Origin of the sequence: Kaistia sp. 32K, from assembly GCF_016629525.1 — a bacterium.
Classification (GTDB): Bacteria; Pseudomonadota; Alphaproteobacteria; order Rhizobiales; family Kaistiaceae; genus Kaistia.
In genome coordinates this window covers 4,341,478-4,356,601 of record NZ_AP024269.1, presented here as the reverse complement: position 1 = coordinate 4,356,601, position 15,124 = coordinate 4,341,478, and the positions used below count along the sequence as shown (strand labels likewise).

At 65.7% G+C, this 15,124-nt stretch carries 10 protein-coding genes; 2 read left to right on the top strand and 8 right to left on the bottom strand.

Features of this window, described 5'->3' with window-relative positions; translation table 11 throughout:
* Window positions 1-71 precede the first annotated feature (71 nt).
* Window positions 72-1,379, bottom strand: coding sequence for an ABC transporter substrate-binding protein (locus tag K32_RS20140; protein ID WP_201401219.1), 1,308 nt, complete (start codon window positions 1,377-1,379; stop codon window positions 72-74).
* Between the two features lie 376 nt (window positions 1,380-1,755).
* Complete coding sequence (locus K32_RS20135) at window positions 1,756-2,826, bottom strand: Gfo/Idh/MocA family protein (protein ID WP_201401218.1); 1,071 nt, start codon at window positions 2,824-2,826, stop codon at window positions 1,756-1,758.
* Between the two features lie 164 nt (window positions 2,827-2,990).
* Between K32_RS20135 and K32_RS20130 the strand changes: the two genes are divergently transcribed.
* Window positions 2,991-4,667 (top strand): hypothetical protein, encoded by a 1,677-nt coding sequence (locus tag K32_RS20130; RefSeq protein WP_201401217.1) that lies wholly within the window; start codon window positions 2,991-2,993, stop codon window positions 4,665-4,667.
* 239 nt (window positions 4,668-4,906) lie between these two features.
* Here the strand turns inward: K32_RS20130 and K32_RS20125 are convergent, their stop codons facing one another.
* The 6 genes from K32_RS20125 to K32_RS20100 form a co-directional block, all read right to left on the bottom strand.
* Window positions 4,907-6,277, bottom strand: a complete 1,371-nt coding sequence (locus K32_RS20125; RefSeq protein WP_201401216.1) for an alpha-glucosidase/alpha-galactosidase — start codon at window positions 6,275-6,277, stop codon at window positions 4,907-4,909.
* Window positions 6,278-6,303: 26 nt separating this feature from the next.
* Entirely contained in the window at window positions 6,304-7,971 is a 1,668-nt protein-coding gene (locus K32_RS20120; RefSeq protein ID WP_201401215.1) for an ABC transporter ATP-binding protein, read from the bottom strand.
* Window positions 7,972-7,980: 9 nt separating this feature from the next.
* On the bottom strand, window positions 7,981-9,138 hold the full coding sequence (locus K32_RS20115; protein ID WP_201401214.1) for an ABC transporter permease: 1,158 nt from the start codon (window positions 9,136-9,138) through the stop codon (window positions 7,981-7,983).
* Complete coding sequence (locus tag K32_RS20110; protein WP_201401213.1) at window positions 9,135-10,145, bottom strand: ABC transporter permease; 1,011 nt, start codon at window positions 10,143-10,145, stop codon at window positions 9,135-9,137. Before K32_RS20110 ends, K32_RS20115 begins: the two co-directional genes overlap by 4 nt.
* Before the next feature lie 86 nt (window positions 10,146-10,231).
* The gene (locus K32_RS20105) at window positions 10,232-12,322 is read right to left on the bottom strand and encodes an ABC transporter substrate-binding protein (RefSeq protein ID WP_201401212.1); all 2,091 of its coding nucleotides are present in this window, start codon (window positions 12,320-12,322) and stop codon (window positions 10,232-10,234) included.
* 157 nt (window positions 12,323-12,479) lie between these two features.
* A complete protein-coding gene (locus K32_RS20100; protein WP_201401211.1) occupies window positions 12,480-13,949 on the bottom strand; it encodes an alpha-glucosidase/alpha-galactosidase in 1,470 nt (489 codons plus the stop codon).
* 225 nt (window positions 13,950-14,174) lie between these two features.
* On the opposite strand from K32_RS20100, the gene K32_RS20095 reads away from it, so the two are divergent.
* Window positions 14,175-15,056: an AraC family transcriptional regulator gene (locus K32_RS20095; RefSeq protein WP_201401210.1), complete on the top strand. Its 882-nt coding sequence runs from the start codon at window positions 14,175-14,177 to the stop codon at window positions 15,054-15,056.
* Window positions 15,057-15,124 lie beyond the last annotated feature (68 nt).

Sequence of the window (15,124 nt, the reverse complement as noted above, 5' to 3'; positions counted from 1 at the left end):
CGATGGTCCTGCCTTTTCGTTGAGGGCAGGGAGGCCGGAGCCTCCCTGCGTGGCTTGCGCGAGCGTGGCCGTTACTGGCGCTTGCTCGGGCTCTGCTCGAGCGCCTTCTGCATCCGCGCCGTCCAGTCCTCGACCGAGAGACGGCCGAGCGAGACTTCCTGCCAGCCGCGGGCGAGCGCATCAGCTTCCTGGCCGGAGAGCAGGACGCCGGCATGCAGGGTCGGCGTCTTGATGATCTCGAGGATCTGGGTGAGCGCTTCCGACTTCGGCAGCACCGACGGGTCGACGTTCTTGTTGAGCGAGATGCCGCCGGCGACCTTGCTCAGGAGCTCGGCATTCTCCTTGCCGGCCATGAACTTCACGAACTGGAAGGCGGCGTCCTTCTTGTCGCTCCATTCGGAGACGCCGAAGACCGAGCTCTCGATGCCGGAAAAGCTGTTCGCGAGCGGCGCGTCGGCGACGATCGTCGGCCAGCGCATGGCGCCGAGATTCTCGTCGCCGAGGATCTTGCCGAAGGCGGCCCAGTTGGCGGCGTCCGAGATGATCGTGCCGGCGAAGGCGGCGTTGCCGCTCTGGAAGATGTCGGCGCCATCCGGCAGCATGGTGATCGAGGGGGCGCTGGAATTGGTCCAGCCCTTCTCGGTGATCGAGGCGAGGCCCTTCAGGATGTTGACCATCTTCGGGTCGGTCCAGGGCATCTTGCCGGCGAGCATGGCGCGCATGTCGTCTTCGGTCAGGTAGTTGCGCGCAACTTCGGGGAAGTTCCAGTAGGCCGGGAAGATGCCGGAGAGTCCGATGGCGATGCAGGTCTTGCCTGCAGCCTTCACCTTCTCGCAGGCGGCGTCCATCTCGTCCCAGGTCCTGGGCGGGTTGGCGGCGTCGAGGCCGGCTTCCGTCAGTACCTTCTTGTTGTAGTACATGACGTTGCCCTGGTAGCCGAAGGGCAGTCCGTAGCAGGACTTGGTCGTGTCGAAGTTCAGGCAGCCGCCGCTATAGGTGATCAGGTCCTTGCCGGCTTCCAGCACTTCCGGCGGCAGCTCGGCATAGGCGCGGCGGCGGTCGAACAGCTCGAGGCCGGCATTGTTCTCCATCACGTCCGGGCCGCTCTTGGTCGTGATGTAGGGGCCCTGGACTTCCGGATAGCGGTCGAACGGCACCGTCTCGAGCTCGACCTTGATGGTCGGGTTCTGCTTCTCGAACTCGGCGACCAGCGCCTTCCAGTAGTCGGCGCCGCCCGGTTCCCAGTTCAGGACGCGGATGGTGGTGACGTCCTGCGCCAGCGCGGCCTGGCCGCCGAGCGCCGTCATCGAGGCGAGCGCGAGGCCCGCGAGCATGGAGCGGACGGCGAGCCGGCCGGTCCCGAATGGTGTTGGCTTCATCGTATTCCCTTTCCGTCAGGTTTTCGCGCTGTTCACCCACCCGGCTGGTTCCGGGCGGTCGGCCGCTCGGCCGTCATCCGCTGTTCGGTCCGCCGATCGACGCATCGCTGTCGCCGCCGCCGGACGCGAGGTCGGGCAGCCTTCGGACGGCGCGATATGAGCGGTCAGCATCCCTTTAACCCCGCCATGGCCGCGTGCCCTTGAGACGGGTTTTTGGTCGGCCACGCGGCAACGCTAGCACAGCGGTTTTTCTATTGAAATAGAGATTTCTTATAAGAAACGAGATCGTGGCGAGGCCGAGCGACAGGCGTAAACAAACATGCCGCCGCGCGGGGCGCGGCGGTGCAAGATATTGAGTTTACTGACGAATTGGCAGTCAGGCGAGCTGCGGAACCACGCCGCCGAGCCGGCTCGATGCCAGGCAGGCATCGACGAGCGCCATGGTGCGGATCGAGTCGTGCACGTCGGTATCGAGCTGGCTGTCCTCGCCGTTGGCAAAGCGCTGCAGATTGGACATGACGGCGCCGAACGCGTCCGGCACGCGCTCGCCGACCAGCGGGATCTCCGTCCACTCGCCGCCCTCGACGATCACCTCGAGCTTTTCCGGCACCGGCTTCAGGTAGTCGTGCAGATAGCCGAGATCGAGATGGGCGCAGCCCTTGGTGCCCTCGACGCGGATCGTCGCGTCGATGTGCTTGGGGCCGTAATTGTAGGTGTGGTTGAGCGACAGGTTGCAGCGGGCGCGCGAACCGTAGTCGAGGATGATGCTGGAGCGCGCATCCTTCAAGTCGGGATAGCGCGGATGCGGCACCGCCTTGGCGTAGACGCTTTCCGGCTCGCCGAGGATCGAACGGATCCAGTCGAGATAGTGGATCGAGTGCAGCGGGATCTCGACGGCGTCGAGATGCGGGATGAACGACCACATCTCCCACGGCATGTAGATGGCGAGCCGCACTTCCAGCTCGACGATGTCGCCGAGCAGGCTGCGCTGGACCGCGTCGCGGATCGCCAGCATGGAGGGCGTGTAGCGGAGCTGGAAATTGGTGGCGGCGGTGATCCTGCGGGCGTCAATCGCCTCGAGGATGCGGCGCGCGCCGCCGAGATTGGCGCCGAGCGGCTTCTGGATCAGCGCGACGCTGCCCGTCGGCAGCTGTTCCACCGCGCCGAGGATCGCGGCCGGCGGCAAGGCGAGGTCGAACACGGTGTCGTCCGTGCGCGCGGCGATCGCCGCCGCCAGGCTGTCATAGACGACGGGAATATCGAACTCGGCGGCGACGGCGCGCGCCTTGTCGAGGTCGAGATCGAAGATGCCGGCGACCGGTAGGCCGATCTTGCGATAGGCGGGCAGATGCGCGCTGGTGACGATGTCGCCGGCGCCGATGATGGTGATCGGGCGCGGTCGGCTCGGGAGCGGCCAGGTCTGTTTGAGTTCCAAGCCAGACTTCATTCCGCCCTCCCAAGCGCCGCCGGCGGGTGGCCGGCGGTTCGAATTTCGATGCAATATCACTGACGATAGTCAGCGTTGATATTTGATATGAGATGCGCAATCCTGTCAACATCGCCGGGAGGATCGCGGCGATTGGAATCGCATGGCTTGAGGAGGAATGACGGATGGCTGCAGCGGGTGAAGTAGGGATCGCGGGACGGGTCGCGCTGGAAGGTGGCGAGCGGCACGTTCATGCGGCGCGGCGGCTGCGGCAGGCCTTTCCGGCGCTCGAATTCGTGCCGATCACGGCGGCTTCCACCAGCCTTCCCGTCATCCGCCTCGTCGAGGATCGCGCGCTGGCGGAAGGCGCGTTCACGCTGACGGTCCGGCCGAGGGACGGCTCGAACGCCGAGATTACAATCGCCGGCGGCCCGTTCTCCGGCGTGATCTACGGGGCTGAGGAACTGATCTCGCGCGCCCGCTTGGCCGATGGCGCGGTGCAGGTGCCGGCCGGCGAGCGCCGCGTCGCGCCCGGCCTGGCCTACCGCACCTTCTGGACCTGGGATCATTCGACCAACTGGGAATTGTCGCAGGTCGGCCATCAGGAAATCGGCGTCTTCAATCCCTATGGCAAGCCGCCTTCCGGCTTCCTCGGCGACTATACGCGGCTGGTCGATTTCGCCAGCCGCAACCGCATCCCCTCCGTCGTCATCTACGGCTTCCTGCGCAATTCGCATGGTGGCATCGAGGCGGCGAAGGAACTCTGCCGCTACGCGACCGAGCGCGGCGTGCGCATCGTGCCCGGCATCGCCATCGGCTCCTATGGCGGCGTCTACTGGGAGGGCGACCACCCCTATAACCTCGCCACCTGGCTGAAGAAGAACCCGCAGCATGCCGCCAGCATGGAGAAGGGCGTCGGCTTCCAGATCGCCGACCTCGACTTCCCGCTCAATTTCCCGCGCTCCGACTACACCATGAGCGCGTGCCCGAGCGCGCCCGAGACGATGGACTGGATGGAGGAGGCCGTGAGCTGGCTCGCCGACACCTTCGAGATCGGCGGCGTCAACATCGAGAGTGGTGACTACGGCGTCTGCGGCTGCGCGCGCTGTGTCGCCCGCCGCAACAACGAGGCCGAGGCGGCCCGTCGTGTCGATGACCATGGCGATTCATGGTCGCATACCGACATGGCCGAGAACTTCCCGCGGCTCTATCGCGCGGCGAAGGTGAAGAAGGCGGACGCCTGGATCTACAGCGAGCTGCAGTGGGACAATCTGTTCGATCCGGTCGCGCATGACGCCCAGCGCAGCATGCCGAAGGGCGCGATCTACCAGCACACCACCAACCGCACCTTCTGGGGCCGGCTGCAGAAGGAGCTGACGCGGGCCGACGTGGAAAAACTGCCGACGCAGCCGAACGTGCTGCGCTGCCAGTTCGCCTGCCAGTGGAACGGCGACCGCCGCACCGAGCGCTACGCCTTCAACGGCCGCGTCTTCGCCGACATGAACCGCTTCTGCGCCGACGTCGGCATGCAGGGCCTGACCGTCTGGGGCGAGCCGTCGCCCTATCACGCGACGGTCGAGCTCTCCTATCTCGCCTTCGCCCGCTTCGGCTACGAGCCCAGTCTGTCGTGGGATCGCTTCCTCGCCGAGGACGCGGCGCCGCTTCTCGGCGGCCAGGCTGCGGCCGAGCGCTTCGTTGAGATCGCCGAGGAGCTCGACGCCAACATCGAGCTGCCGGTCGAGCGGCTCAAGTCGCTGCAGGGCGAGGCGCGCGAGGCCTCGCGCCAGAACGACGACGAGGTGTCGCGCCGCTGGCTGAGCCTCGAAGACCAGATCGCCCGCCGCGCCTATATGGGCCGGTAGGGTCTGGCCGGGCCGCCCGCGCCGTCATCCCCGCGAAGGCGGGGATCCATACAGCCGAGGCGAACCCGAGAATACCTCCCGAAAACCCGGTTGAATGGATCCCCGCCTTCGCGGGGATGACGGACGGCGCGGGGAGGGGAACGGCTCGGCGATTGGAATGAAGAGAGCCCCGGCGAGGGGAAGTCGCCGGGGCTCGCGCACAGCTTCCTGCTTGGAAGGGGAATGGAACCAGGTTCGGCTTACGCCACCCGCTGCTTGGCCGCGCCACGCGCCCATTCAGGCAGCCATTCGCCATGCGCCGCCAGCAGGTCGTCGACCAGATGCCAGATCTGGTCGAGATCGAGCTCGGCCGCCGTGTGCGGGTCCATCATCGCGGCGTGGTAGATGTGCTCGCGGTTCTCCGTCAGCAGCGCCTTCACCGTCAGTTCCTGCACGTTGATGTTGGTGCGCATCAGGGCGGTGAGCTGCGGCGGCAGTTCGCCGATATAGGTCGGCTGGATGCCCGAGGCGTCGACCAGGCAGGGCACTTCCGCCGCGCAATCGGCCGGCAGCGACGTGATGCAGCCATTGTTGCGGACGTTGCCGTAGATCACCGAGGGCTCGCCGGTCCAGACCGAGTTGATGATCTCGGAGGCGTATTCCTTGCTCTGCGATACTTCGATCCGGTCGGCCGTGCGGTATTCCTCCGCTTGGTTCTTCCAGCGCGCGATCTGCTCGATGCAGCGCTTCGGATATTCGTCGAGCGGAATGCCGAATTTCTCGATCAGGTCCTCGCGGCCTTCCTTGATGAAATAGGGCGTGTATTCGGCGAAATGCTCGGAGCTCTCGGTGACGAAATAGCCGAGCCGCGTCAGCATCTCGTAGCGCACCTTGTTGGGGCAGCGCGGGTTCCAGCCGGGCTTCGGCGCCCGACCCTCGCGGTAGCCGCGGACGAGGTCGGGATAGAGGTCGCGATACGATCCGTCGGCCTGGCGATGCTCGAACTTCAGGTAAAACGCCATGTGGTTGATGCCGGCGGAACGGTAGCGGATTTCCTCGTAGGGAATGTCGAGGTCATGCGCCAGTTCCATCGCCGTGCCCTGCACGGAGTGGCAGAGTCCGACCTGGCGGATCGTCGGATACCTGGCCGTGATCGCCCAGGTGTTGATCGCCATCGGGTTGACGTATTGCAGCATGATCGCGTCCGGGCAGACGGCGAGCATGTCCTCGCAGATCTTCCAGAGATGCGGCACGGTGCGCAAGCCCCGCATGATTCCGCCGACGCCGAGCGTGTCGGCGATGGTCTGGCGCAGGCCGTAGCGCTTCGGCACCTCGAAATCGGTGATCGTGCACGGGTCGTAGCCGCCGATCTGGAAGGCGACGACGACGAAGTCGGCGCCGGAAAGCGCCTTCTTCTGGTCGGTATGGGTCTCGACCTTCGCGGGCACGCCGAGCGTCGAGGCGATCTTGCGGACGACGATCGCGCTCTCCTCGAGGCGCTGCGGGTTGATGTCCATCAGCGCGATGGTGGCGCCCGACAGCGCCGGGCGCTGCAGGATGTCGCCGACGATGTTCTTCATGAACACGGTCGAGCCGGCGCCGATGAAGGTGATCCTGGGATTGGCAGTCATGGGGAGAGCTCCGGTAGGCAGATTCTTTAGGCGGCTATCTGGAACGCGGCGCGCACGAGGCGGGCCGTGTACTCGTTCTGCGGATGGGTCAGCACCTCGCTGACCGGTCCCTGTTCGACAATCTTGCCGTGTTGCATGACGATGACGCGATGGCAGAGCGCCCGCACCACCTTCAGGTCGTGCGAGATGAACAGGTAGGAGAGGCCCCGCTCGTCCTGCAGCTTGCGCAGGAGATCGATGATCTGCGCCTGCACGGAGAGATCGAGCGCCGAGGTCGGCTCGTCGAGCAGGATGAATTCCGGCTCCAGCGCGATGGCGCGGGCGATCGCGATGCGCTGGCGCTGGCCGCCGGAGAACTCGTGCGGGAAGCGTCCGAGAATGGCGTCCGGCATACCGGCATCGCGGAGCGCCTGGCGGACGCGGTCGACACGGTCCTGGCGGTTGGCGCCGATGCCGTTGACGATCAGACCTTCCTCGATGATTTGGCCGATCGACATGCGCGGGTTCAGCGACGAGAACGGATCCTGGAAGACGATCTGCATGCGCGATCTGAGCGGCCGCATCGCCTTGCGGTCGCGGTCGTGGATCGGCTCGCCGTCGAAGACGATCTCGCCGGTCGAATGCTGGATCAGCCGGATCAGCGCCTGGCCGAAGGTGGTCTTGCCGGAACCGCTCTCGCCGACGATGCCGAGCGTCTCGTGCCGGCGCAGCTCCAGGCTGAGATTGTCGCAGGCGAGCAGCTGGAAGTAGTCCGGCTTGAACAGGCCGCCCCGTTTCAGCGTGTAGGCGACGCGGACATTGCGGCCCTCGAGCATGACCGGCGTTCCCTCCGGCAGCGGATTGGCGGATCCCTTCGGCTCGGAGGCGAGCAGGTGGCGCGTATAGGCGTGGCGCGGGTTCTGGAACAGCGTCTCGGTGACGTTGTGCTCCCGCACCTCGCCATGCTGCATCACATAGACGTAGTCCGAGAACTGCCGGACGATCGTCAGATCGTGCGTGATCAGGATCACCGCCATGCCGTAGCGCTTCTGCAGTTCGCGGATCAGGTTCAGGATCTGCGCCTGCACGGTGACGTCGAGCGCTGTGGTCGGCTCGTCGGCGATCAGGATGTCGGGCCGGTTGGCGAGCGCCATGGCGATCATGACGCGCTGGCGCTGGCCGCCGGAAAGCTGGTGCGGGTACTGCTTGATCCGCGCTTCCGGATCGGGGATCTGCACTTCCTTCAGGAGCTCCAGCACGCGCTTGCGCGCGTCGGCCCGGCTGATCCGGTTGTGCAGATGCAGCACCTCCGCGATCTGCTGGCCGATCGTGTAGACCGGGTTCAGCGAGCTCATCGGCTCCTGGAAGATCATCGAGAAGCGGTTGCCCCGCAGCTTGCGACGCTGCACGTCGTTGAGCGTGAGGACGTTCCTGCCTTCGAAGTCGATGCGGGCGTCCTTGGCGACGGTGGCGCGCTTCGACAAGAGCCCCATGATGGTGCGCGCCGTCACCGATTTGCCGGAGCCCGACTCGCCGACGACCGCGATCGTCTCGCCCTTGTGCAGCTGGAACGAGACGTCGCGCACCGCGTCGACCGTGCCGCCCTCGACCTTGAAGGTAACAGCGACGTTGCGGGCATCGAGGATCAGCTCGCGGCCATGTGCGTTGAGGTCATAGCGTTCGGCCGGAGCGAATTCGTTGGGGATCAAGGCCATGAACTCCACCTAGTAGGGGTCGATCGCGTCGCGCAGACCGTCGCCCAGCGCGTTGAACGCGAAGACGGTGATCAGCACGAAGACGACGGGGGAGAGGATCCACGGATAGGAGCCGATCACCGAGAAGGCGCCCGTATCCTGCAGCATCAGGCCCCAGGAGATCAGCGGCGGCTTCACGGCGAAGCCGAGGAAACCCAGGAACGATTCGAGCAGCACGATGGTCGGGATGGCGAGCGTCACGCCGACGATCACGTGGCTCATCACGTTGGGCAGGATGTGGCGGAAGATGATCCGCCCGTCGCCGGCCCCGACCGCCATGGCGGCGCGGACATATTCGACCCTTGCCAGCGCCAGCGTCTTGCCGCGCACCTCGCGCGACAGCTGCGCCCAGCCGAGCGCCGCCATCACGCCGATGACGAAGGCGATGAAGACGTTGGACGGCGCCGTGATCGGGATCAGCGAGGTCAGCGCCAGGTAGAGCGGCAATTGCGGGAAGGCCAGCACCAGCTCGACGAAACGCTGCACCCAGGCGTCGATCCGCCCGCCCAGATAGCCCGACGTGATGCCGATCGTGGTGCCGACCGTGGTGGTGATCAGCACGACGATCAGCGCGATGGTGAGCGAGATCCTGGACCCCACGATGCCGCGGGAAAGAATGTCGCGGCCGAACTTGTCGGTGCCGAGCAGATGGATCGGCGCGCCGTCGCGCGAGCCGAACAGATGGATGTTGCTCGGGATCAGCCAGAGCAGCTTGTATTCGTAGCCGCGCACGAACAGGCCGAGTATGTGCGGGTTCTGGAGGTCCGGACCGGTCATCGGCTGGAAGGTCACCGGGTCGAGCTCGTCCGTCTCGACGATCGGATAGATGCGCGGCACCAGGCTGAACGAACCGTCCGGCGCGAAGAAGCTGATGTGGTCGGGCGGGGCGAAGCCGATGCCGTTGGCGCGCGGGTCGACCGGCGCGACGAAATCCGCGAATAGCGACATCAGGAGCAGGCCGACGACCATGGTGAGGCCGATCATGCCCATGACCGAGCGGCGGAAGCGGCGCCAGACGAGAGCAAGATAGCCTTCGTTGCCATGCGAAAAGCGGGCGTTCGGGGCAGCCACCGGCGCGGCCGGTTCCGCCGGCGGCGCGGTCGCGAGGCTCTCGATGCGGTCGGTCATGACTTTTCTCCCCCGAGGCGGACGCGGGGATCGAGGAACGCCAGCAGCATGTCGGCGATGATGTTGCCGATGATCAGGGTCGTCGCGAGCACCAGCATGAAGGTCGCGGTGACATAGACGTCGCCGACCGCCATCGAGCCGACGATCGCCGGGCCGACGGTGGCGAGGGCGAAGACGATCGCAACCTCGATCTCGCCGGTCAGCATGTAGGGCAGCGCGACGCCCTGATACATGACGAGCGGATGCAGGGCGTTGGGCACGGCGTGGCGAAGGATCACGCGCGATTCCGGCAGGCCTTTGGCGCGCGCCGTCTCGACATACTGGGCGTTCAGCGTGTCGAGCAGATTGCCCCGCATCACGCGCATGTTGTAGGCGAGGCCGCCGAAGGTGGCGATCGCGACGACCGGCCAGATATGCTTCACCAGGTCGACGAACTTGGCCCAGGACCAGGGCGCGCCGCCATATTGGGGCGAGAAGAAGCTGCCGATCTCCTGCACGTTCATTTTGAACGCCAGGATGTAGACGATGATGATCGCCATCAGGAAGCGCGGCACGGTCATGCCGAGGAACGACACGAAGGAGAGCGTCGAGTCGATCCAGCTGTACTGCCGCGTGGCGGCGATGATGCCGAAGGTGATGCCGAGCAGCGACGCCAGGATGTGGCAGGCCAGCGCCAGCATCAGCGTGCGCGGCAGCCGCTCGGCCACCACCGTCGAGACGGGCTTGTTGTAGAAGAAGCTGTCGCCGAAATCGAAGCGGGTCAGGATGCCCCAGATCCAGCGGAAATACTGGACGATGACGGGATCGTTGAGGCCATGCGCCTGGCGGTAGGCTTCGGCCTGCGCCTCGGCGACGACGGCGGACGCGCCGCCCTGGTTCATCAACTGCGCGCGGATGAAGTCCGCATAGTCGCCGGGGGGCGCCTGGATGATGGCGAAGGTCACGACGCTGAGAACGAACAGCACCGGGATCGCCGACAGGATGCGCATAGTCAGGAAGCGCAACATTGGGGCAACAGCTCCCTGTTTGGACGGGAAGGGAACGAGGGGGCGGGATCCCGCCCCCTCGTCCGGATCGATGGTACGGCTCGGGCTTAACCCTTCGCCGGTCCGCCCTTGTCACCGGGAGCGCCGGGCAGCGTTTCCGGGAACAGTTCGTACTTGCCCTGCTTGTCGGCCGGTACGAACACGCGCTCGCGGATGATGCTGTCCTCGGCCCAGTTGAAGAGGTTGATCGGAACGCCCTTCGGGATGTTGGCGAAGCGCTTGTTGATGATCAGAGCGCCCGGGTACTGGGTCAGGCCGATGCCGTAGACATTGTCGGTGTAGAGCTTCTGGAACTGCTTCATCAGTTCCTTCTTCTCGGCGGCATCGGGCGTCGCGATGAACTTGTTCACGACGTCGACGATCTCCTGCTCGAACGGCAGCAGGTCGACCTGGCCGTCCTTGCCGGCGCGGTGGAACCAGCTGGTCTTCGGGCCGACCGGGGCGAGGTTGACCGACTTCTGCACGACCGAGGTCAGATCTTCCTGATTGCGGAAGATCATCCAGTCGAACTGGCCGCCCTGCTGCAGCGCGTCGCGCTGCTTGCCCTCGACCTGGTTCAGCAGGACGCGGATGCCGAGCGGCTCCATCATCGCGACGATGCCGTCGGCGAGGCTCTTGTCGGTCTGGTAGTCGGCGTTGACGAGGAGGGTGACCTCGACGTTCTTGCCGCCCGCCGTTCCGGCCGGGAAGTTGAGGATGCCGTCGCCGTCCGTGTCCTTCAGCCCGGCCAGCGCCAGCTCAGCCTTGGCGCCTTCGAGGTCGAAGGGATAGTAGGCGGTCGAGCCCTGGTCGTAATAGGTCGTGCCGGAATAGATGCCGCCCGGATAGATGGTGGTGAACGGACCCTTGACCAGCGACTCGCCGAGCCGCTTGCGGTCGATCGCCGAGGTGACCGCCTTGCGGAAATGCTCGTTGCGGTTCAGTTCGCGCACGGCCTGGCCGCGCTCGTCCGGTTCACCCCAGCCATTGGCCGAGAGGTTCTGGTAGAGCGAGTAGCCGATGATGCGCGGGCCGAATTCCAGCCGGGCCGGGGCGTCGGCGCTGGCCGAGCGCTTCAGCGCCTCGACGAAGCTTTCCGGCTGCTCGAGATTGGCGAAGTCGCCCGATCCGGCGACCGCCTGCACGTCGCGGTCGGCCCAGGTCGAGAGCTTGTAGTGCAGCTCGTTCAGGTAGGGCAGCTGGTTGCCCGCCTCATCGACCTTCCAGTAGTAGGGATTGCGGCGCATGACGATGATGTCGTCGGGGCGATACTCGACCGGCGCCCAGGCGCCCATCACCGGAATGTTGAGATATTCCGGCGGGAAGGCGTTCTTGTACTGCGCGTAGGTGTTCTTCGAATATTTCGGATGCTGCGGCTTCAGGATATGCGCCGGGCCGGGGCAGAAGGTGCCGTAGCCCATCTGGTAGAGATACTGCTTCGGGAAGGCTTCCTTGAAGGTCCAGATCAGCGTGTAGTCGCCATCGGCCTTCAGCGTCGTGCCCTCGCCGAACGAGGCCGGCGTGGCGCCGTTCAGCGGCGTGACGTTCGGATCGTTGACGTTGTCTTCCCAGTAGAACATCGCATCGGCGGTGGTGAAGGGCTGGCCGTCCGACCATTTCGCGCCTTCGATCAGATGCATGGTCAGGGTGTGACCGTCTTCCGACCATTCCCAGCTCTTGGCGAGGTTCGGCAGCGGCTGCAGCTCGTCGGCCCGGATCTGGAACAGCGGGCCGGAGCGCGTCAGGCATTCGGAGAGGCCGATGTCGATGCCGCCCCAGCCCTGGGTCTGGCCGGCGGTGTAGTTCCAGCCTTCCGGCCGGCCGCCGATGACGTGGCGCATCGTGTCGCCATAGACGCCGATGCCGTCGACCGTATTGCCCTTCTTGTAGACCATCGGCTCCTTCGGGAGCCGGTCCTTCACCGCCGGCAGCTTGCCGGTGTCGACGAAGTTCTTCGTGACCCAATCGGGCTCGTGATATTCGGGCAGCGCCTTGAATTCGAGGATGTCGTTCACGCCGACATAATCGATCTTGCCCTGGGCATCGAATTTCGGCGGATCGGGCGGCGTGACCGGCGGCTTGACCTGGGCGAGGGCGGCCGAGACCGAGACCCCGAGCAGCAGGCTGGCGGCGCTGAGCGCCAGAACGGAATTCTTCATGCTTCCTCCCCTTTGAACGGTGTCGGCGCAGGCGCCGCACCCTGTCGTTCTCGTTTCGCTGAGCCGCCCGTCCTCGTGTTTCTCCCGGGCGCCATGGCGCATTGCGATCCGGCCGGTGGCTCCTCCCGCCGGCCGGATCGTTCCTTGAGGGCCGGGGCTAGCCGGCCGCGTTTTCCATCGCCCGTTCGGCGCGCACCGTCTCGATGCCGCGAACCTCGCGCCGCGCCGCGCCCTGCCAGTCGCGGGTGGCGACCGTCTTGTGGGCGAGCCGCTCCTTGGCGCCGTCGATGGCGTGGGCGTATTGCGGCAGCCAGCGCGCCTGGGCGACCAGCATCTCGTCGACCATCTGCCAGACTTCCTCGGGCGAGCAGATGGCGCCGACCAGCGGGTCGTGCAGCACGGCGAGCTTCAGGAGCTCGACATCGCCGCTGACGGCGGCGTGCACGGCCATGCGCTGGACGTTGATCGACGACACGCAGGTGGCGGCGCAGGCTTCCGGCAGCTTAATGCCGGCTGCCATGTTGAGGCCGAAGCGGTCGACGAAGCCGGTCGACTCGATGATCGCGTCCTCCGGCAGATTGGCGATGATGCCGCGGTTTCTAACGTTGAAATGGCCGCGATAGACGCGTCCGGTCTCCAGCGCCTCGATGATGTGGCTGGCGTGCTCGTTCGAGCGCTTCTTCGGATCGAGCGTCTTGCCGGCGTCTTCCAGGAATTTCGGGAAATCGGTCTCGAACCAGTTGCGGGTCTCGGTCGAATGGCGGAGATAGCCGCCGGTCTCGCCGTGGATCCAGTTCGACATGTCGATCCAGCGGTTGATCTCGTCCGGACGCTTCCGGTACCAGGGCAGGTACTCGGAGAGATGGCCGTTGCTCTCGGTCGAATAGAAGCCGAAGCGCTTCAGGACGTCGATGCGGACCTTTTCCTGCTGCGAATAGACGGGATGGCGCTCGAAGGCGGCGATCAGCTCGTCCTTGCCGATCTTGCGGCCGCGGAAACGGATGTCGACGAACCAGGTCTGGTGGTTGATGCCCGAGCAGATGAACTCGAGCTCGCTCTCGTCGGTGGCGCCGAGCACGTCGGCGATCTGCTCGCCGCCATGCTGCACGCCGTGGCAGAGACCGATCGTGTCGACCTTGCCGTATTCGGTCGCCGCCCAGGTGTTCATCGCCATCGGGTTGGCATAGTTCAGGAAGCGGGCGCCGGGCTCTGCGACTTCGCGGATGTCCTTGCAGAAATCCAGGATGACCGGGATGTTACGCTGGCCGTAGAGGATGCCGCCGGCGCAGATCGTGTCGCCGACGCACTGGTCGACGCCGTATTTCAGCGGGATGCGGATGTCGTCGGCATAGGCCTCGAGGCCGCCGACGCGGACGCAGCTGATGACGTAGCGCGCACCGGCCAGCGCCTCGCGCCGGTTCGTCGTCGCGGTGATCTTCGTCGGCAGCTTGTTGGCCTCGACCACGCGATCGAGGATCTGCCGCACCATGGCGAGATTGTGCTCGCTGATGTCGGTCAGCGCGAATTCGACCTCGCGCAGTTCCGGCACGGAGAGAATGTCGGAGACCAGCTTCTTGGTGAAGCCGACGCTGCCGGCGCCGATGATGGCAATCTTGAAACTAGACATGGCGTTTGCGGGGTTCCTCGGGGGCGGTCGTCGCGCTGGCGGCGCGGGTCCTGGCGCGTTCCGGACGGGTATGCCGCATCGGGGCAATTCCTCGATTCCGGACTGGAAACGGCAGCTTTGGGTGGTATTGGCTCATCCGGCTGCTCTTTTTCGATCGCTTATTCGCTCTGCGCGAGGCTAGTATGCGCGAGGATTCACGGCGTTCCAGAGAGAATTTGTGCTTTCATGGGTAATTCTGTGCTCGGCAAACTGGCCGCGAGAGCGCCGGTCATGCGCACCGTCTCGCTGCCGCGCGGCCGCCATCGCCTGCACACCATGCCGACCAGCACGGGCTACGAGATCCGCACCGATCAGAGCTATGTCTGGGACGGCCGCAAGCGCGGCCAGACGCCGTTCACGGTGCTGCAGCACACAGTTTCCGGCGTCGGCCGGCTGCGCTACGAGCGACGCGACTACCGGCTGACGGCGGGCGAGACCATGCTCGTCCTGGTGCCGCACAGCCATCGCTACTCGGTCGAGGCCGGCGACCGCTGGGAGTTCTTCTGGATCTCGATGAACGGGCAGGAGGCGCTCCGCATCCATCGCTCGATCCTCTCCGCGACCGGGCCGGTGCTCCGGCTGCGTCCGGAGACCATCGAGCATCTCGCCGATTGCAGTTTGCGCCTGATCGACGGCGGCGAGACGCCGGGCGCGGCCTCGGCCATCGCCTATGAGGCGGCGATGGCGCTCTACGACGACGTGTTCGGGCCGCATGGCGATTCGCGGGTCGATGGCGGCGCCATCCAGCGCGTCGTCGACCACATCCTCGCCAATCTCGACCGGCCGCTCCCGGTGCAGCAGCTGGCCGAGATCTCCGGGCTGAGCCGGGCGCATTTCTCGCGCCTGTTCACGGCGAGCGAGGGCATGCCGCCGGCCGAGTTCGTGCTGCAGGAGCGGATGCGCCGCGCGGCGCGGCTGCTCGCCGGGCAACCGGAGCTCTCGATCAAGGCGGTGGCCGTGCTGGCGGGCTTCGACGATCCCAATTATTTCGCCAAGGTGTACCGCCGCTTCTTCGGCACCAGCCCGACCGAGTTCCGCACCACCGGCATGTATGCGAGCACCGGCTGAGACGGTCGCGCGGAATTTCCACAGTTGCGATTTGGCCGCGTCGCTTTGGAATTCGCGGCGGGCGCCGA

Coding starts and splice junctions, on each gene's coding strand:
- K32_RS20140 (WP_201401219.1), bottom strand. CDS start 1,379: ATGAAGCCAACACCATTCGGGACCGGCCGGCTCGCCGTCCGCTCCATG.
- K32_RS20135 (WP_201401218.1), bottom strand. CDS start 2,826: ATGAAGTCTGGCTTGGAACTCAAACAGACCTGGCCGCTCCCGAGCCGA.
- K32_RS20130 (WP_201401217.1), top strand. CDS start 2,991: ATGGCTGCAGCGGGTGAAGTAGGGATCGCGGGACGGGTCGCGCTGGAA.
- K32_RS20125 (WP_201401216.1), bottom strand. CDS start 6,277: ATGACTGCCAATCCCAGGATCACCTTCATCGGCGCCGGCTCGACCGTG.
- K32_RS20120 (WP_201401215.1), bottom strand. CDS start 7,971: ATGGCCTTGATCCCCAACGAATTCGCTCCGGCCGAACGCTATGACCTC.
- K32_RS20115 (WP_201401214.1), bottom strand. CDS start 9,138: ATGACCGACCGCATCGAGAGCCTCGCGACCGCGCCGCCGGCGGAACCG.
- K32_RS20110 (WP_201401213.1), bottom strand. CDS start 10,145: ATGTTGCGCTTCCTGACTATGCGCATCCTGTCGGCGATCCCGGTGCTG.
- K32_RS20105 (WP_201401212.1), bottom strand. CDS start 12,322: ATGAAGAATTCCGTTCTGGCGCTCAGCGCCGCCAGCCTGCTGCTCGGG.
- K32_RS20100 (WP_201401211.1), bottom strand. CDS start 13,949: ATGTCTAGTTTCAAGATTGCCATCATCGGCGCCGGCAGCGTCGGCTTC.
- K32_RS20095 (WP_201401210.1), top strand. CDS start 14,175: ATGGGTAATTCTGTGCTCGGCAAACTGGCCGCGAGAGCGCCGGTCATG.